24 protein-coding genes are annotated in these 22,479 nt (G+C 58.5%); 13 read left to right on the top strand and 11 right to left on the bottom strand.

Annotated elements, in window-relative coordinates; genetic code table 11:
- Nucleotides 1-9 precede the first annotated feature (9 nt).
- Entirely contained in the window at nucleotides 10-753 is a 744-nt protein-coding gene (locus KORLAC_RS15725) for a metallophosphoesterase (RefSeq protein WP_068308255.1), read from the top strand.
- On the opposite strand, the gene KORLAC_RS15730 is transcribed toward KORLAC_RS15725, so the two are convergent.
- On the bottom strand, nucleotides 719-1,147 hold the full coding sequence (locus KORLAC_RS15730; RefSeq protein ID WP_068308258.1) for an OsmC family protein: 429 nt from the start codon (nucleotides 1,145-1,147) through the stop codon (nucleotides 719-721). The genes KORLAC_RS15725 and KORLAC_RS15730 overlap by 35 nt on opposite strands.
- A gap of 157 nt (nucleotides 1,148-1,304) precedes the next feature.
- Here KORLAC_RS15730 and KORLAC_RS15735 point away from each other — a divergent pair, with 157 nt between their 5' ends.
- The gene (locus tag KORLAC_RS15735) at nucleotides 1,305-1,733 is read left to right on the top strand and encodes a BLUF domain-containing protein (protein ID WP_068308261.1); all 429 of its coding nucleotides are present in this window, start codon (nucleotides 1,305-1,307) and stop codon (nucleotides 1,731-1,733) included.
- Between the two features lie 3 nt (nucleotides 1,734-1,736).
- Here KORLAC_RS15735 and KORLAC_RS15740 read toward each other — a convergent pair whose 3' ends face one another.
- Together KORLAC_RS15740 and trhO are read right to left on the bottom strand one after the other, a co-directional pair.
- Nucleotides 1,737-2,390, bottom strand: coding sequence for a glutathione S-transferase (locus KORLAC_RS15740; RefSeq protein ID WP_074519257.1), 654 nt, complete (start codon nucleotides 2,388-2,390; stop codon nucleotides 1,737-1,739).
- Nucleotides 2,390-3,367 carry an oxygen-dependent tRNA uridine(34) hydroxylase TrhO gene (gene trhO / locus KORLAC_RS15745; protein ID WP_068309351.1) on the bottom strand — a complete coding sequence of 326 codons (978 nt, stop codon included), beginning with the start codon at nucleotides 3,365-3,367 and terminating at the stop codon, nucleotides 2,390-2,392. Before trhO ends, KORLAC_RS15740 begins: the two co-directional genes overlap by 1 nt.
- Nucleotides 3,368-3,667: 300 nt before the next feature.
- Here trhO and bfr point away from each other — a divergent pair, with 300 nt between their 5' ends.
- Nucleotides 3,668-4,147, top strand: a complete 480-nt coding sequence (gene bfr / locus KORLAC_RS15750; RefSeq protein ID WP_068308263.1) for a bacterioferritin — start codon at nucleotides 3,668-3,670, stop codon at nucleotides 4,145-4,147.
- 106 nt (nucleotides 4,148-4,253) lie between these two features.
- Here bfr and KORLAC_RS15755 read toward each other — a convergent pair whose 3' ends face one another.
- Nucleotides 4,254-4,445 carry a (2Fe-2S)-binding protein gene (locus tag KORLAC_RS15755; RefSeq protein ID WP_068308266.1) on the bottom strand — a complete coding sequence of 64 codons (192 nt, stop codon included), beginning with the start codon at nucleotides 4,443-4,445 and terminating at the stop codon, nucleotides 4,254-4,256.
- A gap of 207 nt (nucleotides 4,446-4,652) precedes the next feature.
- Here KORLAC_RS15755 and KORLAC_RS15760 point away from each other — a divergent pair, with 207 nt between their 5' ends.
- The 4 genes from KORLAC_RS15760 (at nucleotide 4,653) to KORLAC_RS15775 (ending at nucleotide 8,230) form a co-directional block, all read left to right on the top strand.
- Nucleotides 4,653-5,273 carry a PAS domain-containing protein gene (locus KORLAC_RS15760; protein ID WP_068308269.1) on the top strand — a complete coding sequence of 207 codons (621 nt, stop codon included), beginning with the start codon at nucleotides 4,653-4,655 and terminating at the stop codon, nucleotides 5,271-5,273.
- Nucleotides 5,274-5,427: 154 nt separating this feature from the next.
- Nucleotides 5,428-5,958, top strand: a complete 531-nt coding sequence (locus KORLAC_RS15765) for a PAS domain-containing protein (protein WP_068308272.1) — start codon at nucleotides 5,428-5,430, stop codon at nucleotides 5,956-5,958.
- Nucleotides 5,959-6,139: 181 nt separating this feature from the next.
- Entirely contained in the window at nucleotides 6,140-7,441 is a 1,302-nt protein-coding gene (guaD, locus tag KORLAC_RS15770; RefSeq protein ID WP_068308275.1) for a guanine deaminase, read from the top strand.
- Nucleotides 7,442-7,510: 69 nt separating this feature from the next.
- The gene (locus KORLAC_RS15775) at nucleotides 7,511-8,230 is read left to right on the top strand and encodes a substrate-binding periplasmic protein (RefSeq protein WP_068308278.1); all 720 of its coding nucleotides are present in this window, start codon (nucleotides 7,511-7,513) and stop codon (nucleotides 8,228-8,230) included.
- On the opposite strand, the gene KORLAC_RS15780 is transcribed toward KORLAC_RS15775, so the two are convergent.
- Genes KORLAC_RS15780 through aceB form a run of 3 tightly spaced genes read right to left on the bottom strand, consistent with a single transcriptional unit; the run spans nucleotide 8,227 to nucleotide 11,539 of the window.
- The gene (locus KORLAC_RS15780; RefSeq protein ID WP_068308281.1) at nucleotides 8,227-8,724 is read right to left on the bottom strand and encodes an ureidoglycolate lyase; all 498 of its coding nucleotides are present in this window, start codon (nucleotides 8,722-8,724) and stop codon (nucleotides 8,227-8,229) included. The two genes, KORLAC_RS15775 and KORLAC_RS15780, sit on opposite strands and share 4 nt — an antisense overlap.
- A gap of 3 nt (nucleotides 8,725-8,727) precedes the next feature.
- Nucleotides 8,728-9,918: a urate hydroxylase PuuD gene (locus tag KORLAC_RS15785; protein WP_068308284.1), complete on the bottom strand. Its 1,191-nt coding sequence runs from the start codon at nucleotides 9,916-9,918 to the stop codon at nucleotides 8,728-8,730.
- Nucleotides 9,919-9,937: 19 nt separating this feature from the next.
- Nucleotides 9,938-11,539 carry a malate synthase A gene (gene aceB / locus KORLAC_RS15790; protein ID WP_068308287.1) on the bottom strand — a complete coding sequence of 534 codons (1,602 nt, stop codon included), beginning with the start codon at nucleotides 11,537-11,539 and terminating at the stop codon, nucleotides 9,938-9,940.
- Nucleotides 11,540-11,945: 406 nt separating this feature from the next.
- Here aceB and KORLAC_RS15795 point away from each other — a divergent pair, with 406 nt between their 5' ends.
- The gene (locus KORLAC_RS15795) at nucleotides 11,946-12,878 is read left to right on the top strand and encodes a LysR family transcriptional regulator (protein WP_068308290.1); all 933 of its coding nucleotides are present in this window, start codon (nucleotides 11,946-11,948) and stop codon (nucleotides 12,876-12,878) included.
- Here KORLAC_RS15795 and xdhC read toward each other — a convergent pair.
- Genes xdhC through uraH form a run of 4 tightly spaced genes read right to left on the bottom strand, consistent with a single transcriptional unit; the run spans nucleotide 12,875 to nucleotide 17,784 of the window.
- Nucleotides 12,875-13,633 carry a xanthine dehydrogenase accessory protein XdhC gene (xdhC, locus tag KORLAC_RS15800; protein ID WP_206594991.1) on the bottom strand — a complete coding sequence of 253 codons (759 nt, stop codon included), beginning with the start codon at nucleotides 13,631-13,633 and terminating at the stop codon, nucleotides 12,875-12,877. The genes KORLAC_RS15795 and xdhC overlap by 4 nt on opposite strands.
- Before the next feature lie 4 nt (nucleotides 13,634-13,637).
- A complete protein-coding gene (xdhB, locus tag KORLAC_RS15805) occupies nucleotides 13,638-15,944 on the bottom strand; it encodes a xanthine dehydrogenase molybdopterin binding subunit (protein WP_068308296.1) in 2,307 nt (768 codons plus the stop codon).
- Complete coding sequence (xdhA, locus tag KORLAC_RS15810) at nucleotides 15,937-17,415, bottom strand: xanthine dehydrogenase small subunit (RefSeq protein WP_068308299.1); 1,479 nt, start codon at nucleotides 17,413-17,415, stop codon at nucleotides 15,937-15,939. The genes xdhB and xdhA overlap by 8 nt, the downstream gene beginning before the upstream one ends.
- A gap of 15 nt (nucleotides 17,416-17,430) precedes the next feature.
- Entirely contained in the window at nucleotides 17,431-17,784 is a 354-nt protein-coding gene (gene uraH / locus KORLAC_RS15815; protein ID WP_068308301.1) for a hydroxyisourate hydrolase, read from the bottom strand.
- Nucleotides 17,785-17,967: 183 nt separating this feature from the next.
- On the opposite strand from uraH, the gene KORLAC_RS15820 reads away from it, so the two are divergent.
- The 5 genes from KORLAC_RS15820 (at nucleotide 17,968) to KORLAC_RS15840 (ending at nucleotide 22,456) form a co-directional block, all read left to right on the top strand.
- The gene (locus tag KORLAC_RS15820; RefSeq protein WP_160328654.1) at nucleotides 17,968-18,657 is read left to right on the top strand and encodes a GntR family transcriptional regulator; all 690 of its coding nucleotides are present in this window, start codon (nucleotides 17,968-17,970) and stop codon (nucleotides 18,655-18,657) included.
- A gap of 9 nt (nucleotides 18,658-18,666) precedes the next feature.
- Nucleotides 18,667-19,590, top strand: a complete 924-nt coding sequence (puuE, locus tag KORLAC_RS15825) for an allantoinase PuuE (protein ID WP_068308307.1) — start codon at nucleotides 18,667-18,669, stop codon at nucleotides 19,588-19,590.
- Nucleotides 19,587-20,102, top strand: coding sequence for a 2-oxo-4-hydroxy-4-carboxy-5-ureidoimidazoline decarboxylase (gene uraD / locus KORLAC_RS15830; protein WP_068308310.1), 516 nt, complete (start codon nucleotides 19,587-19,589; stop codon nucleotides 20,100-20,102). The genes puuE and uraD overlap by 4 nt, the downstream gene beginning before the upstream one ends.
- A gap of 16 nt (nucleotides 20,103-20,118) precedes the next feature.
- Entirely contained in the window at nucleotides 20,119-21,108 is a 990-nt protein-coding gene (gene alc, locus KORLAC_RS15835) for an allantoicase (protein WP_068308313.1), read from the top strand.
- A gap of 103 nt (nucleotides 21,109-21,211) precedes the next feature.
- On the top strand, nucleotides 21,212-22,456 hold the full coding sequence (locus KORLAC_RS15840; protein ID WP_139167399.1) for a right-handed parallel beta-helix repeat-containing protein: 1,245 nt from the start codon (nucleotides 21,212-21,214) through the stop codon (nucleotides 22,454-22,456).
- The last annotated feature ends 23 nt before the right edge of the window (nucleotides 22,457-22,479 follow it).

Consider the following 22,479-nt stretch of genomic DNA (forward strand, 5'->3'; position numbering starts at 1 on the left):
GGACCAAACATGAATACATCGCATCAGACAGCCCCGCGCCACATCAGGCTACCGGCCAACACGGCCGGGCGGGACTTTCTGCTTGGGGACCTGCACGGCGAATATGACCATTTCGTCGAGGCCATGACGCGGGTGAATTTCGACCCGGCAAAAGACCGCGTCATTTCCGTGGGGGATCTGGTGGACCGGGGACCTAGCTCCTATGACTGCATGATGCTTTTGCACAAGCCCTGGTTCTATGCCACCCGCGGCAACCACGAAACCATGCTTCTGGATGCCCAGTTCGACGGCGCCGTGGCCATGTGGATGGCCAATGGCGGCGAGTGGTTCCTACAGCTGACGGAAGAGCAGAAAGACGATTGCACGACGCTGGCGCAGCAGATGCCGCTCGCGATCACGCTTGAGCTGAAGGACGGACGCACCATCGGTGTCTGCCACGCCGAATGGCCGGGCGAAGACTGGGGCCAAGTGGGTGACACGGTGTTCGACCTTTATCAGGTTCAGGCCATGCTGTGGGGCCGGCGGGTGCTCACGAAGGGCAAGCCACAGAGCGACCGCACGGCCGCGCTGACGGTGCATGGCCACACACCCATCGACGCCCCCAAGAAACTTGGGAGCGCGCTGTTTATCGATACGGGCTGCGTGTATGGCGGGACGCTGACGCTCGTGAGCGTCGAGCAGGCGCTGGCGATCCAGCCAGACGCCAAACCATCCCTCTTCAGTCGGCTTCGCGGACTTCGAAGTCAGTCGTGATGTCGGCCATGGCGCCCAGCTGCACCGACGCCGAACAATATTTATCCTTCGACAGCTGAATAGCCCGCTCGACCGCGCGGGGGTCAACCCCGTGCCCCGTAATCACGAAATGTGCGTGGATCTTGGTGAACACCCGAGGCGGTTCTTCGGCCCGCTCGCTATCCAGCTCCACCCAGCAGTCAGTCACCTTCTGGCGGGATTTCTTGAGCATCAGCATCACATCGATACTGGAACAACCGCCCATCCCGAGCAGCAGCATTTCCATCGGACGAATGCCGTGATCAAGGCCACCATCGCCGGAACCCGAATCCATCACCACCGCGTGGCCGGAAGGCGACTCGCCAATGAAGGTCATGTCACCGGCCCATTTCACCCGTGCCTTTTTTGCTGCCATGCTGATGCTCCCGATAAGGTTTGAAACGTTGCGTTAGCTGCTTTTAAACCAAGCCGCCCCCAACCGGCAACGACTGTTCGGCGCAAATTCCCGTTAACGCAATCTTTAGCCCTGAAATCATACACTTGGTTATGGTTAACGGTGGAGGCCAGATGCCGTGCTCTATCATCTACTTTATATCAGCGAACTGAAGGGTGACGCGCCCCTCGACATGGATGCGATTGTCCAAAGTTCCAGAGACTATAACAAAGAGCATCATATCACCGGCGCCCTATGGTTTGACGGCACCACCTTCGTGCAGATGCTGGAAGGTGACCGGGTTGCGCTCACCGCCGTGCTGGCGCGCATCATGCGCTCAAACAGCCACCACAAATTCGAACTGGTCTTTTTCGAGCCCGCGCCGGAACGCATCTTCTCGGACTGGTCGATGGCCTATTATCACGCGTCGAAGGACGAACAGGATATCGTCAAGAAATTCGCGACAGACGGCACATTCAAGCCACGGCAGATGTCGGCCCAGAGCCTCGTCACCTTCATGCGGTATCTGGAAATGGCGCGCCACGTCAGCACAGCTAACAGCATCTAAGCCCTAGCCCGGGAAATCGGCTTCCGCATCACCAGGTTGCCACTGCGGGTATTTATTCATCACCGATTTGAAAAAGTCGCCGTCCATAAAGGCCTTCAGCCATGCGTGCAGCGCCGGATAGGGCGCGCTGTCGAACCAGGCGCGATCAACGCTGGCGAACTGGCGAATGAAAGGCAGGACGGCATAGTCAGCCAGGCAGGCGCGACTGCCAAACAGCCAAGCGCCGTCGTTCAGGCGAGCCTCGAGCTTGGCAAGGAACACCTCCGCTGCTTTGCGGTGCTCTATGGGGTCCACGTCCTCATACCGGGCGGCATATTTGTAGCGGTCCAGATGATGTTTGAAGTCACCGTCACAGCCCGCGATCAGCGCGAGCGTATCAGCGAGCGTGCCAGCTTCCGGTGTCAACCAGCCGTCCGGGTCATGCTGCTCAAGCGCCCAGCGCATCACGTCCAGGCTTTCATCGATCACGGTGCCGTCCGCCAGCTGCAGCACAGGCACCGTGCCCTTGGGCGAGATCTCCAGCATGTGGGCCGGCTTGTCCCTGAGCACCACCTCCCGGAGCTTCACACCCACGCCAGCATTGGCGATGGCAAGCCGCGCCCGCATGGCATACGGGCAGCGGCGGAAGCTATAGAGAATGGGATGCGCGTCAGCCACTAGTCGGCCTCGGCGCTTTCCGCTGCGCCGCCCGATTTGCCACGGGGTGGCTTGGTGATTCCCACGTGGCGTTCGCCGCGTTTTTGCGCCAGCTCAATCTGCTTCTGGCGTTCCTTGAAGCGCTCTTTCTGGTCAGCTGTTGTCTCGTCAATGCACAGCGGGCAGCTGACGCCTTCCTCATATTCCGGCAGCAGCTTGGCGTCTGGGGATACAGGCCGACGGCAAGCGCGGCACATGGTATAATCACCCTCCGCGAGGCCGTGGCGCACGGATACCCGGTCGTCAAAGACGAAACAGTCGCCTTCCCACAGGCTGTCCTCTTCCGGCACTTCCTCGAGATACTTCAGGATGCCGCCCTCAAGGTGATAGACCTCCTCGTATCCCTGCTCTTTCATATAGGCCGTGGATTTTTCACAGCGGATGCCACCAGTGCAGAACATCGCCAGCTTGGGCTTCATCAGGAGGTCTTTGTTTTCTTCGGCCCACTGGGGGAACTCGCGGAAGGATTTGGTCTTGGGGTCCACCGCGCCCTTGAAGGTGCCAATGGCCACTTCATAGTCATTGCGGGTATCCACTACCACCGTATCCGGGTCGGAGATCAGGGCGTTCCAGTCCTGTGGCTTCACATAGGTGCCAACCACCTTGTTGGGGTCCACCCCTTCCACACCCAGCGTGACGATTTCCTTCTTCAGCCGCACTTTCATGCGCAGGAAAGGCTCATCCGACGCCCAGCTTTCCTTGTGGGTAAAGCCCGAAAGCGGCGCGATGGCATGCAGGAAATCCAGCACTTTACGCACGCCTGCCTCAGGGCCGGCGATGGTGCCATTGATGCCTTCGTTCGCAAGAAGGAGCGTGCCCTTCACGTCGCCCTTGAGGCACACATCGGTGATCGGATGCTGCCAACCCTTAAAGTCAGGGAAGGCCGCGAACTTATAAAGCGCAGCCACAAGATAATTCGACATAGTTGTTCCATTCATTTCAGAGGACCGACGCGTAAAGCCGGGACCAAAACTGGGCGCCTTATACAGGGCCATGACGCTTTTGTAAAATCGCGGCCCCGCATGCAACCAGCACGCGGCATGAAGCACCCAAACCCTTGAAGAAACTGGACGAATTTTAGCCAGACTATCTTGTGCTTATTTCAGGGAAAAACCTTTTGTTTCCATGCAATTAAGAAGAGTTAGCAACTGTGAAAAGCGATTGGTTTTCTGCTATGGTGCCGCTATAGTCTGGATCAATCATCGATAGCGACAATACCCGAACCGAGGAGGCTCGTCATGAAAGGCGACAAAAAGGTCATTCAGCATCTTAACGTGATTCTCAAGAACGAGCTGACCGCCATCAACCAGTATTTCCTGCATTCGCGCATGCTCAAGGACTGGGGCATGAAAAAGCTGGCGGACAAGGAATATGAAGAGTCCATCGACGAGATGAAGCACGCCGATGAGCTGATCGAACGCATCCTGTTCCTGGAAGGCCTGCCAAACCTGCAGGATCTGGGCAAGCTGATGATCGGCGAGGATGTGAAGGAAATCCTCGAATGCGACCTGAAGATGGAGCACACGGCCCACAAGGACCTCAAGGACGCGATCGAATATTGCGAAAGCATCCGCGACTATGTCAGCCGTGAACTGCTGGAAAGCATCCTCGAATCTGAAGAAGAGCACATCGACTGGCTGGAAACCCAGCTAGGCCTTCTGGACAAGATGGGCTACCAGAATTACGTGCAGCTGCAGACGCCGGCCGCCGAAGACTAACGGCTGCGCGCGCACCGCACCTGCTTAAGACACAAAAAGACCGCCTGGGCATTTGGCCCGGCGGTCTTTTTTCCCCTACGTGCCCGGGCCAGCGCCCGGAAGTAGATTATTCCGCTGCAAGGACCCGCCGGTTCGGCAGTTCCTCCTGCACCAGATCATTTGCACAGTCATGGCAGGCACCACAGCAGAAGCCATTGCCAAGTGACAGATAGGCTTCTTCAGCGTTGCTTACGCCGCCTTCGCGCACAGCGGCACGGATTTCCCGGTCAGTATATCCATTGCAAAGACACACATACATGGTGCAAACAACCTTCTACAATTGCGAACAATTCTTAGTATTAGTATCAACTGGAAAAATCCCCGTCAACAAGAAAAGTCTGCAACCCCTGCTGAGTGGGCGTTACGGCAAATCACCAAACCTGATCCAAGGACCGATTTCAGCCGTATTGATCTGACCATCTCTATGGTATTGTTGAAAAAACAAGGCGACAGCAGGATACGCCATATGAAAGAGCCATATCAGAAGAAGCCGTTCGATTTCCCTCATGTTCCGCCAAGGGTTGACCTGAAGCTGGATGAAATCGACGAATCGACCCTCACGGACAAGCTGAAGCTCTGGCCGGTGCTGTGGCGTGATTTGCTCAAGGACGGAAAAGCGATCCCTGCCAAATCTGACCTGAGCATGCCGAAGCTGGCGGCGATTTTGCCCAATCTGATCATCTTTGAACGGCTGGAAAGCGGTGATTATACCCTACGGCTTGTCGGTACCGATGTGGAAGCCTGGCTGGACCGAAAACTGACGGGGCTTGACCCCCTGTCTCTGGTGCCCGAACCACAGCGGCGTCGGGTCAAATCGGTGTATGACCATGTGATCAATCAACCATGTGGCTTTTATATTTCCGAGGTGCTGATGCTCAGTCAGGGCAAAAAGGCCCGAGCTACCACTTTGAAACTGCCGCTGACCGATAAGGAAGGCACGATCCGCTATTTCCTGGCGGTCTACCAGTTTTCCGACAGTGAGTATGTCGATACAGAGCCCCATCTGGCAGCGGCAGAACATCACCGCGTCGATCATATCGGCTATATCGACATCGGGTTTGGTGTGCCCGCTGACCGGGCCTTATAGTCTTCGCGCTGGCCTCCTTGCCGCTGCCTGTATGGCTTCAGCCGCACCCGCACGAGCGAGGCCTGAAGCCAAGCTTGTTTACCATTCCTTGAATTCAGGTATGATAGATTCCAGTCTCGAGTTGGGGTCGAGCAATGGAATCGGATAATCAGTTTTGCTGAATCTGGAGCATAGCATCCTGCCACCCGGCACCGAGTTCGGTGAATTTGTCATTCACGGCGGCAAGGATGTGGTCGGCAAAAATCCGATTATGGATTTCTTCTATGACTATTGGTTGTCCAAGCACACGGGCGACAAGCTTCCGTGCCGGGCAGATGTCCGGCCCACCGAAATCCGCAAGCATCTGGATCATCTGGTGATCATGGATGTAACCCGTGACCACGAACCGTTCGGCCTGCATGTACGGCTGATCGGCACCCATGTGGCCAACTTCTACGGTGAGATCTCCGGCAAGGACATCCGGGAGATGACGAACCAGATCGCAGCCAACCGCATCTACCACACAAGTGCGCTTGTGCTCTCTGAGAATGTACCGCAACTGTGCATCACGCCAGCCATCTCGCCGGACCGCGAATATCTGGAAGCTTTCGCGCTCTATTTGCCGCTGTATGACGACGCTGGCGAGATTGAGAAAATCCTTGTCGCCGTGGATGTGGTGTCCCGGCGCAACAGCCGCCTTTTCTAGCCTAAAAATGCGTGAAAACGCTTGGAATTCCGCCAAAAAAGTGATTAACTGACCAAGGAGTCAGGATTGCTCGTTTGAAGGAGCGCCAACCTCCAAATTGTGACAGAATGTAACCCTGCCCGCGGGCAGGGGTTTTTATGTGGGCCACCGGACAATTCCGGGGTCAAGACAAGGATCGGGTGTGACAGTTAAAGCGATCAAAGGCGCGATTTTTCATCTTGTGGACGACCCGGCTGTGGTTGGCACCGAGGCCGCGGCAGCCTATTTCCCGGACGGTTTGCTGGTGCTGGAAAACGGCCATGTGCTGGCCTGTGGCGCGCGCGCTGATCTGGAACCCACCCTGCCGAAAGGCACCTATATTGTCGACCATAGCGGCAGCCTGATCATCCCCGGCTTTATCGACACCCACATCCATTTCCCGCAACTGGACATGATCGCCTCATTCGGCGAACAGCTGCTGGACTGGCTGGAGCGCTATACCTTCCCGGAAGAAGCCAAATTCAAAGACCCAGCCCACGCGGAAGAATGCGCTGATTTCTTCCTTGATGAGCTTTTGAGGAACGGCACCACCAGCGCACTGGTTTACGGCACCGTTCACAAAGAATCGGCCGACGCGCTTTTCAAAGCCGCATTCGACCGCGGCATGCGAATCGTTGCCGGCAAGGCGCTGATGGACCGCAACGTACCCGAAGCCGTGCGTGACACGGCCGAAAGCGGCGACCGCGACAGCCGCGAGCTGATTGAAAAGTGGCACGGCAAAGGCCGTCTTGGGTATGCGGTGACACCGCGTTTCGCCCCCGCCTGCTCAGACGACCAGATGACCCGCGCCGGCAAATTGCTGGCCGAAATCCCGGACCTTCTGATGCACACGCACATGTCGGAAAACACGGGCGAGATTGACTGGGTGAAGGAGCTGTACCCAGATGCCAAGGATTATCTGGATGTCTATGCCAAGTTCGGCCTGCTGACCGACCGCAGCGTGTTCGCCCACTGTATTCACCTGGGCGACGATGAATTCCAGCGCATGGCAAAGAATGGTGCGGCCATCAGCTATTGCCCGACCTCGAACCTGTTCCTCGGCAGCGGCCTTTTTGACCTGAAAAAAGCCGAAGCGCACGGTGTGAAGGTGGGCATGGGCACAGACGTGGGCGCAGGCACCAGCTTTTCGCTCCTGCAGACCCTGAATGAAGCCTACAAGGTGTGTCACCTGAAGGGGCATAAGCTCGATCCCTACAAGTCATTCTATCTGGCGACCCTTGGCGGTGCGCGGGCCCTCAACATGGGGGACAAGGTCGGCAGTTTTGAAGCTGGCAAAGAGGCAGATTTCCTGGTGCTCGATCTGGCTGCGACCCCGCTTCTGAAGCGGCGGCTGGAGAATTGCACGTCGATCGACGAAACGCTTTTCGTGCTATCGATGCTGGGGGATGACCGCGTCATCTGCCATACCTATATTGCAGGCGCGTGCCGGTACAGCAAACCGTAAGTTGCTGGTATTGCTCTGATTTTCATGTACACTCTCCGGTGGATGGGTCAACAATAGCCGGAGCACCGCGTGTTCGCTGCCTTCGCCACTGCCGCGATGATAGTCGCTGTGGAACCCGCACCCGACGCGGTGCGGCTGACGCTTTACACTGAAGAAAACCCGCCCTTCAATTTCTTCTCGGAAAACACCGGCAAGATTGAGGGGACAGTGCACGCCGTTGTCACGGAGATGATGCGCCGGGCCGGGTTCAGCTATCAGGTCGAGCTTCTGCCCTGGAAGCGAGCCTTCCAGACCGCGCAGGAAACATCCAACGCCTGTCTCTACAGCGTCGACCGAACCAAAGAACGGGAAGCCCTGTTCCAATGGGTGTCGCCGATCTTCGAAAGCGGCTGGTATCTTCACCGACGACCGGATTCCGATATTGAGATCATGTCGCTGGCGGACATCACGCCTTACCGGGTTTCAGCCACGTTTGATTATGCGTCTACCCGTGAACTCATGGCACAGGGCCATCAGGATATCCTGATGACACAAACCAGCATCGATGCGTTGCGGCTGCTCTATCGGGGGCGGGTTGATCTGCTGCTGACCGGCGAGCTGGAGGCGAAACATCTGTCAAAAAAAGCAGGGCTACCTGAACCCATCCCTGTATTGAAACTGGGCACCGCGATTTCCAGCATGGGATGCAGCCTGACAACAGACACGGTCATCGTGCAGAAACTGCAGGAAATCAACGACGGCATGGCCACCTTCAAGGCCCGGGTTTTGGGCGAGCCTGCAGGGGACTAGAAGCTGACGACTCGCTGCTCATCCGCGCTCAACTCATGCTCAACGCAATTGTCATCATCGGCAATGCGGTCGATCACCAGAAAATCGCTGACGTCCTCAAGCGCGAGGGAAAAATGATGCCAGGTGCCGGCGTGATAGTTCACGCCCTGACCGGGGCCCGCCAGAAAGGCGCGCATTTTTGAGGCATCAAACGGCCCTTTGGGTGCCACCACCACCAGATAGGGGCGACCGGATAACGGCACAAAGGCCTGTGATGATTTGGGGTGATATTCCATCACCTTCACGGTGATCGGCCCGTCAAGCGGGCTAGACCGGAAGATGCTGACACCGGCTTTGCCGCCATCCGCGGTGAGCGCCAGTTGCGCCAGATCATGGAACCGCGTGGTATTGCCGTAATTGATGGAAATCTGCCGCGCGTCCGCTGACGCCTCAATGACATCGCCGAAAGGGGCGAAAGCGTCTGGTGTCAGCGGTTCGGCTTTGAGCGTGCGCATGGCCTAGCGTTTCATCCCGTCTTCAATCCACTTGCCAAGAAGGGCGCGTTCCTCGTCCGTCATGCCAGTCTCGTTCCCAAGCGGCATGATATCGGATTTGACGGCCTGTTCCATGATCGTCGGGGCATACTGCACCAGTTGGTCAGCCGTGTCGAACATCGCGCCAGCAGGGGCCTCCTCAAAGAACTCGTGGGTCGGCGTCGCCGAATGGCACATGACACAGTGCTTGCCAATAACCGCCTGGACTTTCTCGAACGTCACCTGGTCATCCGCCACCTCAACTCGGCCCGCCTTCTCGGCCTCCGCGGCAAAGAATGCGATGGCGAGGAACAGCGCCACGGCGGCCACCACGAGCGCCGGGCTGGTCTTGCCCTTGTGCCGGAGGTTGAAGAAATGCCGCACCAGCACACCCACCAGGCCGATGGCCGCTACGATCACCCAGTTATAAGGGTTCGAGAAGGTCATTGGATAGTGGTTCGAGATCATCAGGAACAGCACCGGCAGGGTCATATAGTTGTTATGAAGCGACCGCTGCTTGCCGATCTGGCCCAGTTTCGGGTCTGGCGTCTCGCCTGCCGTCAGGGCCGCGACCACCTTCTTCTGATTGGGGATGATTACCATGAACACGTTGGCCGCCATGGCGGTCCCCACGATGGCACCGATATGGATGAAGGCCGCCCGGTCCGAAAATATCTGCGTCAGCGCATAGGCTGCCGCCACGAGGCTCGCGAACCAGATGATGCCGGTGAGCTTGTTGTTCTGCCCGATCGGCGACCGGCACAGGCCGTCATAAAACACCCAGCCGCCAACGAGGAACGCCAGGCTGATGCCGATGGCCTCCGCCTGCGACAGCGCCATCTTCGACTTGTCGATCAGGAACAGGTCGGCGCCCAGATAATAGATCACGGCCAGCAGCGCGAAGCCGGACATCCAGGTGAAATAGGCTTCCCATTTGAACCAGTGCAGGTTTTCGGGCATCTGTTCCGGCGCCACGGCATATTTCTGCTTGTGATAGAAGCCGCCGCCGTGCACGGACCACAGCTCGCCCGACATACCCTTCTTGGGCTCTTTCGGTTTTTCCAGATGGTTATCAAGCCAGACGAAATAGAAGCTGGAGCCAATCCAGGCGATCCCGGTGATGAAATGCAGCCAGCGAATGGCCAGATTAAGCCAGGGGGTAAAATCGAATTCCATCATCCGGTCCTTCTAAGTCTTATGCCGCGTCTGCAAATTCATAATCCATCACCAGCTCATAGGCCGGGCGGGTCAGAAACTCTTCAAGCTCGTCATCCATCACAAGGCAGGTAAACAGCGCCACCGCGTCTGCCAGATAATCCCTGCCGATGAACGTCTCGCCTTCAAGCTTGGTGACTTCCTCATCGATCATGGCACCGAGGAGCGCGTCATCAATGGTGCGGCCATCAGACAGCTTGGCACCATGCGTGCGCCACTGCCACAGTTGGGTGCGGGAAATCTCCGCCGTCGCAGCATCTTCCATCAGGTTATGGATCGGCACGCAACCCATGCCCGAAAGCCACGCCGCGATATAGAGCAAGCCCACATTGATATTGCTGCGCACGCCCGCTTCGGTGATGGCGCCCTTGGGCAGCGTCAGCAGGTCTTCCGCCGTCACGGATACATCCTCGCGCAGGTTCGAAAGCTGGTTCTGGCCCGGCATGACCGCGTCAAACACCTCGCGCGCGACCGGGATCAGCCCCGGGTGCGCCACCCAGGTGCCGTCATGGCCGCTCAACGCCTCCCGCTCCTTATCAGTGCGCACTTTGGCGACAGCGGCGGCGTTCAAAGCCTCGTCCGTTTTGATCGGGATCTGCGCCGCCATACCGCCCATGGCGTGTGCCCCGCGCTTGTGGCAGGTCTGGATCAGAAGCTGGCTGTAGGACTTTAGGAAATGCTGGTCCATGCCCACCGCGCCCCGGTCCGGCAGCACGAAGTCAGGCCGCCGGGCGAAGCGTTTGATGAAATTGAAGATATAGTCCCAGCGCCCGCAATTCAGGCCCACGATATGGTCCCTGAGTTCATAGAGGATCTCGTCCATCTGGAAAGCGGCAGTGATGGTTTCAATCAGCACCGTCACGCGCACGGTACCGCGCTTCAGACCCATATGGTCCTCGGCAAAGGCAATCACCTCTTCCCACAGGCGGGCCTCAAGATAGTGTTCCATCTTGGGCAGATAGAAGTATGGCCCGTCGCCTTTTTTCAACAGCGCCTCGGCGTTGTGCCAAAGGAACAGCGCAAAATCGAAGAAACCGGCAGATACCGGCCTGCCACCCACCAGCACATGCTTTTCCACCATATGCAGGCCGCGTGGGCGCACCAAAAGGACCGCATGGTCCGCGTTCAGCGCATAGGCTTTGCCGTTTGCCGGGTTCACATAGGAAATGGTGCCATGGGCGGCATCCCGCAGGTTGACCTGCCCCTGGATCATATTCTCCCAGGTGGGGGTGGAGCTGTCCTCGAAATCAGCCATAAAACAGTCGGCGCCAGAATTCAGGGCGTTGATCACCATCTTGCGGTCAACGGGGCCCGTGATCTCAACGGCGCGCTTCAGGAGTGGCGAGGGGGCAGGACGGACTTTCCAATTTTGGCGACGGATATCAGCTGTCTCGGGGAGGAAAAGGGGGAGGTCTCCACCGTCGAGCTTTTTCTGGACCGCCTCTCGAGCCGCCATCAGCTCCCGTCGCCGCGCGCCGAACTTACGCTCTACTTCAGCGACAAAGCTGAGGGCATCGGAGCCCAGTATATCCGCAAAGTCGGGGGAAACAGTCGCCGTAACGGTGATGTCTGCATGCTGCATGTCCTGCCTCCTCGCGCACTTGGGGGTTCGCCAAATCAGAATGAAACGCCAATCTGGCAGCGCGCATCATACACCACCTGATCATCCTGAATAATCACGTAATTTCTGTAGGATTTTCAAAAATATTTTGATAATTATAGGCCACAACCTACAAATAGAATCGAGCAGCGCCGCATACAGCTTTCCGTCAGTTAGGAGAAAACGATGCAGAATAATGGGTTATTTCAAGAGTTTTCGACGCGGTCTGACGGGAAGCTGTGTGCGGCCCGTAGGGGTGGGCAGAAAAGGCCGACTTCTTCGATCAAGATGCTCGCTGATGTCCCTGCATCACCTGCGCTCTTTCCCTCGAATTCGGTACTTTTCTGCTCCAACGATGCCGATGCTCTTTGTGGGTTTGTGGCCTAGTATGAGCGTGTTTGATGATATGGCGGTTTTCATCCGCGTGGTGGAACAGGGCAGCTTCTCGGGTGCCGGGCGGACGCTTCGAATGTCGCCGGCGCTGGTGTCCAGCCGAATCGCCCGACTCGAGTCGCACCTGGGTGTCAGGCTGTTCAATCGCACCACGCGAAAGGTCACCGTCACCGAAGCCGGGCGGCGGTACTATGACGACTGCCTGGATATCCGCAGGCGGGTGGCAGACGCCGAAGCGCGGGTGAGTGAGCATGACACGATGCCCTCGGGCATCCTCCGGCTCACCAGCTCCACCAGCTTCGGGCGCCAGTTCCTGGCACCCATGATCCCCGCGTTTTCGAGCCGCTATCCGGATGTCAGCCTGCAGTACCGCATGACCGACGCGCTTGTGGATGTGTTCGGGGACGGCATGGACGTGAGCGTCCGCATCGGGCCCCTCAAGGACAGCAGCCTCAAGGCGCGCATCTTAAGCCCCTGCCCGCGCTATATCTTCGCGTCTCCCGACTATCTGGCGCGCCGCGGCGTCCCCGAAACCCCGCGGGACCTGGTGGACCATAACTGCCTCCTCTTGCGCTTTCCCGGCTCCCGCCAGTTCCGCTGGCGCTTCAAGGACGGGAAGGGCGAAGATTATGACGTAGGCGTGGAAGGCACGCTCGATAGCAACAATGGCGAGGCGCTGAAGGAATGGGCGCTACAGGGCGCGGGGCTGGTGTTCAAGACCTATTTCGAGGTGGCAGACGAGGTGAAAGCCGGCAGGCTGAAGATCGTGCTGGCCGATCATATGCCGCAGGACGCCTATATCGCCGCCCTGTACCCCTATGAGAAATACGTGCCCCCGCGCGTGCGCGCCTTCATCGATTTCCTCGATGAAGCCATGAAGGCGGACGGAAGGTTCGGGCAGGCACCGCCCAAGGGGGCCTTTGCCTAAAGCTGCTGCAACAGCTGCGCGGCGACGGCGACGGCGATGATTTCGGGTTCCTTGCCGGTGACGCCCTCAACCCCGATGGGGCAGGTCAGTTTCGGCAGATCCGCTTCCGTGATCACCCGCTCCTTCAGCATACGGTTTTCAAACCGCGCGCGTTTGGTCTTGGAGCCGATCAGCCCACAGTAGCGCGCATCACCGCGCTTCAGCACCGCCGCCGTGATGGCATAATCCAGCTGGTGGCTGTGGGTGAAGATGAGGAACAGGCTGCCCGCAGGCGCGCTTTCCACCACTTCTAGCGGGTCGCGGTCTGTCACCGTCTCAGCGTGCTTTGGGACAAAGCTTGGGAACTCGTGCGCGCGTGCGTCCACCCATGTGACTCGAAAGGGCAGCTTGTGAATGGCCGCCATCACGGCCTTGCCCACATGCCCGGCCCCGAACATGTAAAGCGGCGCGAGCGTCCGGTGGTCGGCCATCAAGGCCATGCGCTCCGCGAGCGGCTTCTTGCTAAGCTTCAGGACAACGCTGCCGCCGCAGCACTGCTCCAGGAGCGGCCCGAGCGCGTAATTTTGGGTCACTTCCGTGAGGGTGTCATCAGCCAGCAGCTTGTGCGCCTGCTCGATTGCCAGATATTCCAGATTGCCGCCCCCAATGGTGCCCTGGATGCCGCGCGCATCCACCCACATGGTGGTCCCCGCTTCACGCGGGGCCGACCCTTTGGTCTCTTCAATCAAAATCAGGACGCCAAACTCACCAGACACCAGCTTACCCCCGCATCTGCCCAATGGCCTTCAGCACCTCTTCCGGTGTGGCCGGCGCATTCAGTTGGGGCGAAACCTTATTGTCCGCCACAGAGGCCACCGCATCGCGGATCGCCAGGAACACGCTGTTCGCCAGCATAAACGGCGGCTCGCCCACCGCCTTGGACCGGTGGATCGTGGCCTCGACATTGCGGCCTTCGGCATAGAGGTCAATATTCATCACCTCGGGCCGGTCGCTGCAGGCCGGGATCTTGTAGGTACTGGGCGCGTGGGTCTTCAGGTTGCCTTGCCCGTCAAATACCAGTTCCTCTGTCGTCAGCCAGCCCATGCCCTGGATGAAGCCGCCTTCAATCTGGCCCTTGTCGATGGCGGGATTGAGCGACCGCCCCGTGTCATGAAGGATGTCGACCCTATCGACCTTATATTCGCCGGTGAGCGTGTCGATGGTCACCTCGGATACCGCGGCGCCATAGCAGAAATAGAAGAAGGGCCGGCCCTTGTGCGTGGCGCGGTCATAATGGATCTTGGGTGTCTTGTAGAAACCGGTGGCCGAAAGCGACACCCGGTTCAGGTAGGCCTCTTTCGTCAACTCCTCAAACGCCAGCTCATTGTTTTCTACATACACCTTGTTATTGCGGAAGCTGACACGGTCGGTCGGGCAGCCGTATTTTTCAGCCGCGAAATCGATCAAGCGCGCCTTGATCTTGCGCGCGGCATCCAAGGCCGCCATGCCGTTGAGGTCAGACCCACTTGAGGCCGCCGTCGCAGACGTGTTCGGGACCTTCGCCGTCGTTGTGGCGGTGATCTTGATCTTGTCCACATCGATCTGGAATTCTTCGGCCACCACCTGGGCAACCTTGACGAACAGGCCCTGGCCCATCTCCGTACCGCCATGGTTCAGATGCACACTGCCGTCGGCATAGACATGCACCAGCGCGCCCGCCTGGTTGAGGTGGGTGGTGGTAAAGCTGATGCCGAACTTCACCGGCGTCAGCGCGATGCCTTTTCTGAGCACCGGGCTTTTGGCGTTGAAATCCCGGATCGCAGCGCGGCGCGCCTGATAGTTGGCGCTGTCCTCAAGCTTTGTGATCAGCTCAGCGGCGATATTATCCTCCACCGTCATGCCGTAAGGCGTGGTGTCCCGGCCTTCGCCGTAAAGGTTCGCCTGCCGCACCTCGTTCGGGTCCTTGCCCAGCGTGCGAGCGATGTCGTCGATGACATACTCGACCCCGATCATGCCCTGCGGCCCACCAAAGCCCCGGAAGGCGGTGTTGGAGACCGTATGGGTCTTGCAGCGGTGTGACTTGATGGTGCTGTCGCCCAGGAAATAGCAATTGTCGGCATGGAACATGGCGCGGTCGTTGATGGCGGGCGACAGGTCGGTCGACCGGCCGCAGCGCGACGCCATGGTGATCTCGATGCCCAGGATGTTGCCGTCGTCGTCAAAGCCGACGTCATAGTCATATTTGAAATCATGGCGCTTGCCGGTCATGATCATATCGTCGTCGCGGTCGAGCCTCAGTTTCGCGGGCCGCCCGGTCTTCACAGCCACCAGTGACGCCATCGCCGCAAACATGGCCGGGTGGGTTTCCTTGCCGCCGAAGCCGCCGCCCATGCGCCGCACCTCAACCGTAACCGCATTGGTTGGCCGCCCCAGCACGTGCGCCACCAGATGCTGTACCTCCGACGGGTGCTGGGTACTGGAATAGACATGCACATCGCCGTCCTCAAGGGGTGTGGCGAAAGCAATCTGGCCTTCAAGATAGAAATGGTCCTGCCCGCCGATCCGGAAGCTGCCCTGCAGGCGCTTGGGCGCGGACGCGAGCGCCGATGCCGCGTCGCCCTGCCCCATGGTCTGCATGGGTTCAATGGCGCTTTCGGCTTCAAGTGCCTCGTCAATGGTCGTGTAGGCGGGCAGTTCTTCATAGGTTACGTCCGCCAGCTTGGCCGCCGCGCGGGCAAGCTCGACACTGGTGGCCGCCACCGCAAAAATCGGCTGGCCGATATATTCGACAAGCCCCTCGGCGAACAGCGGATCGTCGCCCGCGAACGGGCTGACGTCATTATGGCCAGGAATATCCTGGGCCGTTAACACGCACACAACACCCTTGGCCGCCCGCACTTTGTCCAGATCCATCGCCATGATGCGCGCATGGGCTTTCTCAGACATCGCCACATAGAGATGCAGCAGGTCCTTCGGCTCGGGCAGGTCATCGATATAGATGGCTTCGCCCGAAACATGCTTGTGCGCGCTGTCGTGCCGAAGTTCCTTATGCACCGCGCCCTTGATTTCAGAGAGCTGATCAGACATGAGCCAGCTCCTTATCACCAACAAGCCGGGTATCGGTTTGCTCAGTCGTCTCCACAAAGGCTTTCATCAACAGGTTCTGCGCCACCTGCATGCGGTAGTCCGCGCTCGCCCGCATATCGGAGATCGGCGCATAGTCCTGCGTCATCGCCTCCATCGCGGCCTCAACGGCCTCAGCCGTCCATTCCTTGCCCACAAGCGCGGTTTCCGCTGCCGTTGCACGCTTCGGGGTCGCGGCCATGCCGCCAAAGGCGATACGCGCATCCTCAACAATACCGTCCACAATGGTCAGGCCAAAGGCCCCGCACACCGCGGAGATGTCCTGATCGAACCGCTTTGAAATCTTGTAGGTCCTGAATCGCTGATTCTCTACCGGTTTCGGCACAATGATCCGGGCTACAAATTCGCCCGGTGCGCGGTCCTGTTTGCCGTACTCGATGAAATAGTCCTCAAGCGGCATGGTGCGCTCGGCAGCGCCTTTCCTGAGCACGAGTTGGGCGCCCACTGCGATCAGCGCCGGCGGGCTGTCGCCGATCGGCGAGCCGTTTGCGATATTGCCACCGATGGTGCCGCTGTTCCTGATCTGGACGCTGGCGAAGCGGCGATACAGCTCCCCCATGTCCGGATAGTATTTCCCCAGCAGCGCCATGCCGTCAGACACGCTGACGCCCGCGCCGATCTCAACCGACTCGCCAGACTCGCGAGTCTCTTTCAGCGCGGCCACCGCGCCGGTATAGATCACGACGGAAAGTTCCTTATGCATCTTGGTGACCCACAGGCCGACATCCGTGCCGCCTGCCAGGATCGTGGCGTCGGGATAGGCCTCCACCAAGTCGGCCAGCGCATCCATCGTTACGGGTGCGAAATATTTCTTCTCACCCCCTGAGACCGGGTCCTTGGCTGTCAGTTCCAGCGTTTCGTGGCGCTTGAGGGCAATGAGGCTTTCGATCTTGTCCTTGAGCGCCATATGGTCCACCGGCACGCGCGCTTCCTGCGCCCGCATCCCGGCTTCCACCAGCGGGCCATAGCCCGTACAGCGGCACAGGTTGCCGGCGAGCGTGTCATTGAGCCGCTCCCGCGTGGCCGGGCCGCCGTCTTCATACATGGCATAAAGGCTCATCACGAACCCCGGCGTGCAGAAGCCGCACTGGGAGCCGTGGGTATCCACAATCGCCTGCTGCACCGGATGGAGCGTGCCGTCCTTCGCCTTCAGGCTTTCAACCGTGATCAGTTCCTTGCCGTCGAGCGTGGGCAGGAACAGAATGCAGGCGTTCACCGCCCGGTAGCGCATTTCCTCATCAACCACCTCGCCGATCACCACCGTGCAGGCGCCGCAGTCACCTTCCGCGCAGCCTTCCTTGGTGCCGGTCCGCGCCAGCTTATAGCGCAGGAAACCCAAAACCGTTTCCGTGGGATCAGGGTTCACGAGCTCATACAGCTCACCGTCGAGAAGAAATCTTACAGTTCCATACATCAGGCCAAAAACTCCCTAACTGCCGCGATAGGTGCTGTAGCCGAAGGGCGAAATCAGGAGCGGCACATGATAGTGCGCACCGGCGTCCGCCACACCAAAGCGGATCGGCACGATGTCAAGGAACGCCGGATCGCTGAGCGCGGTGCCGCGCGCGCGGAAATAGTCGCCCGCTTTAAATTCTAGCAGATACTGCCCTGCCTTGAAATCGGCACCGTCCAGAAGCGGCGCGTCCACCCGGCCATCATTATTGGTGACAGCGTCCCCAAGAAGCGTCATGCTGTCGCCTGTGACCGCATAGAGCTTGATATGAATGCCTTCGCCGGGACACCCGTTCGCGGTGTCCAGAACATGGGTGGTAAGCCGTCCCATAATGCCCTCACAAATTCAGTTGAAATTCGTCATGCTCAACCCTGACCGAAGAATCAGGATTTGTAAAGTAGATCATCGACATTTTTAAGACGAAATTGTTGACAATCTAGCCAAATGCGCGACAATCCTTGGGAATTTGGGGCTGATCAGGTTCCCATTATGCCGACAATGGATCACAAAATTATGTCAAAGAGCACAGCCTTTACCGAAGAGGATGTTTGCAAAGCCATTCGTGACCGGGTGCTGGAACAGCGCCTAGCGCCGGGCACCAAGCTGACGGAAGATTCGCTTTGTTCCATCTTCGGCGTGGGCCGCACCACCATTCGCCGTGCTTTCCTGTTGCTGACGCGCGATAACATTATCGAGCTTCAGAAGAACAAGGGCGCGGTTGTGGCAACACCCAGCCCAGAGGACGCGCGGCAGGTATTCGAGGCCCGCATGGTGCTGGAGCGCGCCATGCTGGAAAAGGCGACTGAAAATGCGACCGCTGATGACCTCAAGCGGCTGCGTGCCCATCTGGCGGACGAGGAGCAAGCGCTGAAGGCGGCAGACATCGCCCGCTGGATCCGCCTGACCGGCAAATTCCACATTCTTTTGTCGCAGCTTTCGAAGAATGACCTGATGTGCAATTTCCTGGAGCAGCTTGTGTTCCAGACCAGCCTGATCATCGCGCTTTATGGCCGCACGGGCGCGGCCCCCAACTGCAAGGGCGGCGACCATGAGCGCCTGGTGGATGCGATGGAGCGCGGCAACGCCACTGAGGCCGGCGATATCCTGATCCACCACCTGGCATCGATTGAAAGCCAGCTGGTGTTTGAGGCCCGCTCGGGCGAGCAGGACCTGCACACGATTTTCGCCACCGCGAACGATTGAGGACGCAAGATGACCACGAGTGATTACCCGCGTGACCTTATTGGATACGGTCAGAATGTGCCGCAGGCTTCCTGGCCCGGCGGCGCACGCATCGCCGTCCAGATGGTGATGAACTATGAGGAAGGCGGCGAAAACAGCATCCTGCACGGCGACAAGGGCGCAGAGACTTTCCTGTCGGAAATCATCAACGCACCAGGCATTGAAGGCGCCCGCCACATGAGCATGGAATCGCTCTATGAATACGGCAGTCGCGCGGGCGTCTGGCGGCTACTGAAGCTGTTTGACGATTATGACATCCCGGTCACTGTGTTTGCCGTGGCCACCGCGCTCAAGCGTCATCCGGACGTGGCCCGCGCCATTGTTGCCGCCGGGCACGAAGTGTGCAGCCACGGATATAAATGGATCAATTACCAGGACGTACCAGAAGACGTCGAGCGCGAGCATATCGCCAAAGCGGTCGAGATTTTGGCTGAGCTGACCGGCGAGCGGCCGTATGGTTGGTACACAGGCCGCACCGGCCCCAACACCACGCGCCTTGTGGGCGAATATGGCGGGTTCCTGTATGATTCCGACGATTATTCCGACGACCTGCCCTTCTGGAAAGAGGTAGCGGGCGAACCGCAACTGATCATCCCCTACACGCTGGACGCCAACGATATGCGCTTCGCCAGCGCCCAAGGCTTCAACTGCGGCGACCAGTTTTTCACCTACCTGAAGGACACGTTCGACACGCTTTATGCAGAAGGCGAAACCCATCCGAAGATGATGTCCGTGGGGCTGCATTGCCGCCTTGTTGGGCGCCCCGGGCGCTTTCAGGCGCTGAAGCGCTTCATTGAATATGCCAAAGGCTTTGAACATGTGTGGTTCACCCGCCGGATCGACATCGCCCGCCACTGGCGCAAGGTGCACCCGTTTGAGGGCACAGGCACATGACTGACATGAAGCTGAAAGCCAGCCGCGCAGACAAGGCCACCTTCATGGCAGCCTATGGGCACATTTATGAACACAGCCCCTGGGTGGCTGAAGGCGCATGGAAAAACTGCGACCATAGTGACCTTGATACGCTCGAGGAATTATCCGCCGCCATGGCCAAAGTGGTTGATGCAGCGGATGAAGCCGCCAAGATGAAGCTGATCTGCGCCCACCCGGACCTTGCAGGCAAAGCCGCGCTCAGGGATGAGCTGACGGCCGAGTCCCGGTCCGAACAGGCTGGCGCGGGCCTGGACCAGTGCAGCGCCGACGAGCTTGATGAATTCAACCAGCTCAATAGCGCTTACAAGGTTAAATTCGGCTTCCCTTTCATCATCGCGGTGAAGGGGCTGGACCGCTACGACATTCTGGCCGCCTTCCGTTCCCGCCTGAACCACGACCGGGCGCAGGAGTTCGATACCGCACTTGACCAAATTCACAAGATCGCCCGGCTACGCCTGGCTGACCTGACATAGTTTCGAAGGTATCCCCATGACACGCACCGATTTCACCAAACTCGTCAATCTGGCCCAGCCGCGTCTCGGCGCCAAGGTTACTTTCGCGACCGATGATTTCTTTGCCGACAAAGCCCGCCTCATTTCGCCGGAGGATGCCGTGTTCATTCCTGGCAAATATGACGACAACGGCAAATGGATGGACGGCTGGGAAAGCCGCCGCAAGCGCGGCATGGGCCACGACCATGCCATCATCCGGCTTGGGCAGGCAGGCATCATCCGCGGTGTGGACATCGACACCAGCCACTTCACCGGCAACTTCCCGCCCGCGGCTTCCCTTGACGCCTGCGTGGCAGAAGGCGACGTGCCGGGCGAGGATGCTGCCTGGACGGAAATCGTGCCCGCCACCAACCTCAATGGCGACAGCCATCATCTGATTGCGGTCGAAAGTGACCAGCCCTGGACCCACCTCCGCCTAAACATCTTCCCCGACGGTGGCGTGGCGCGCCTGCGCGTATACGGCATCATGCATAAAGTTTGGGGCAAGGCGGACGCGGGCATGACCATCGATCTGGCGGCACTGGAGAACGGCGGCCGTCCTGTCGTGGCCAACAATGAGCATTTCGGCGTGCTGGCCAACATCATGGCGCCCGGCAAGGGCATCAATATGGGAGACGGCTGGGAAACCCGACGCCGCCGCGAACCCGGCAACGACTGGGCGATCATTGAGCTGGGGCACGCTGGCACCATCGAGGATATCCTGGTGGACACGGCCTTCTTCAAAGGCAACTTCCCCAGCCATATTTCATTGCAGGCAGCCCTGGTAACCGGCGGCACGGATGAAAGCCTGACGGTTGAAAGCCAGTTTTGGCCGGAACTGCTGTCCAAACAGGACCTGCGCGCGGATGACGAACACCCCATGAAACCCACTGCAGACCTGGGGCCCGTCAGCCATGTGCGCATCAATATTTTCCCGGACGGGGGCATCAGCCGCCTGCGACTGATGGGCAAACCGCACATCGGGTAAAGCCAGTACCGTTCACCGCGGCTTCATCAACACCTGGAATAATGATCGGGTGCTGCACATGCGTTGTCATGCGCGAATGACAAGGCTATGGTAGCGGTTGCTTATGGCTAACAGTGTGATGGAGATCTCGGTGAACCGCGCAATCTGCCTCTTTTCTGCCCTTCTTTTCTTGGCGTTCAGCCAACCGTCCCGGGCGGATAGCGTTCTCATCGCCGACGATAATTTCGCCAAATACTTTAACCAGGCACGGCCTGGGGACATTTTTTCCATCTATCCCGGTCGCTACCGCATCAAAAAGCAGGTTGTGCTGGAAGCCAGCGGCACCAAAGACTTGCCAATATTCGTGCAACCGTCCGGCAATGGCAAAGTGATCATTGAAGTCGACAGCCCTGTTGCCTTCAAAATCAGGGGCGCCAACTGGGTTTTCGAAAACATCGAATTTGTCGGCATCTGCGACAATCACAGCAGATGCGAACATGCCCTGCAGATCGCAGGAAAAGCCGATAACACCACAGTCCGAAAGGTCAAGTTTGTCGATTTCAATGCTGCCATCAAAGGCAATGGCGAGATCATCGACGGCCGTCAATATTTCCCGGACAATGTTCTGATCGAAGACAATGTCATCTACAACAACACGCCCCGGAACACAGGCAACCCGGTAACCCCAATTGACGTCGTGGGAGGCCGTAACTGGGTGATTCGCGAGAATTTCATTGCAGACTTCGCAAAAGGCGCAGGCAACAAAATCAGCTATGCAGCATTCCTCAAGGGCAACTCAGACCATGGCCTGTTTGAACGCAACCTGATCATCTGTGAATGGCGCCACAAGGGCGGCGCACGGCTTGGCCTGTCTTTCGGTGGCGGCGGCGTCACAAACCCCAATTATTGCCAGGGGCGGTCCTGCAAGATCGAACATTACAAAGGGATCATCCGCGGTAATATCATCATGAATTGCCCCAACGATGTGGGCATCTACCTCAATAACGCCGCCAGTACCGAAATCATCAATAACACGATCATCAACACGGCCGGTATTGACGTCCGTTTCAACGGCAGTTTTGCCACCATCGCCAACAACATAATCGAGGGCCGCATCAAGGACCGCGATGGTGGTCGTTTCCGGCAGTTCGGCAATGTCATTGTTGAAGACATCAAGGATATCTTCCCGGGCGCCGACCTGTATGACCTGACACCTGAAGACATGGATGACCTGGAAGAGGCCGCCTTTGGCTTTGAAGGTCGTGACTTTTGCACCGGCAAACCGCTTGAAGACTGGGTTGGGGCCTTTTCCCAACCGATGGCCTGTAGAATTCAGGATCAACTGAAACAGATTGGCGACGAACGCTAGGTTACGTTCGGGACACTTGTATA

It is taken from the genome of Kordiimonas lacus, from assembly GCF_001550055.1.
Lineage (GTDB): Bacteria > Pseudomonadota > Alphaproteobacteria > Sphingomonadales > Kordiimonadaceae > Kordiimonas > Kordiimonas lacus.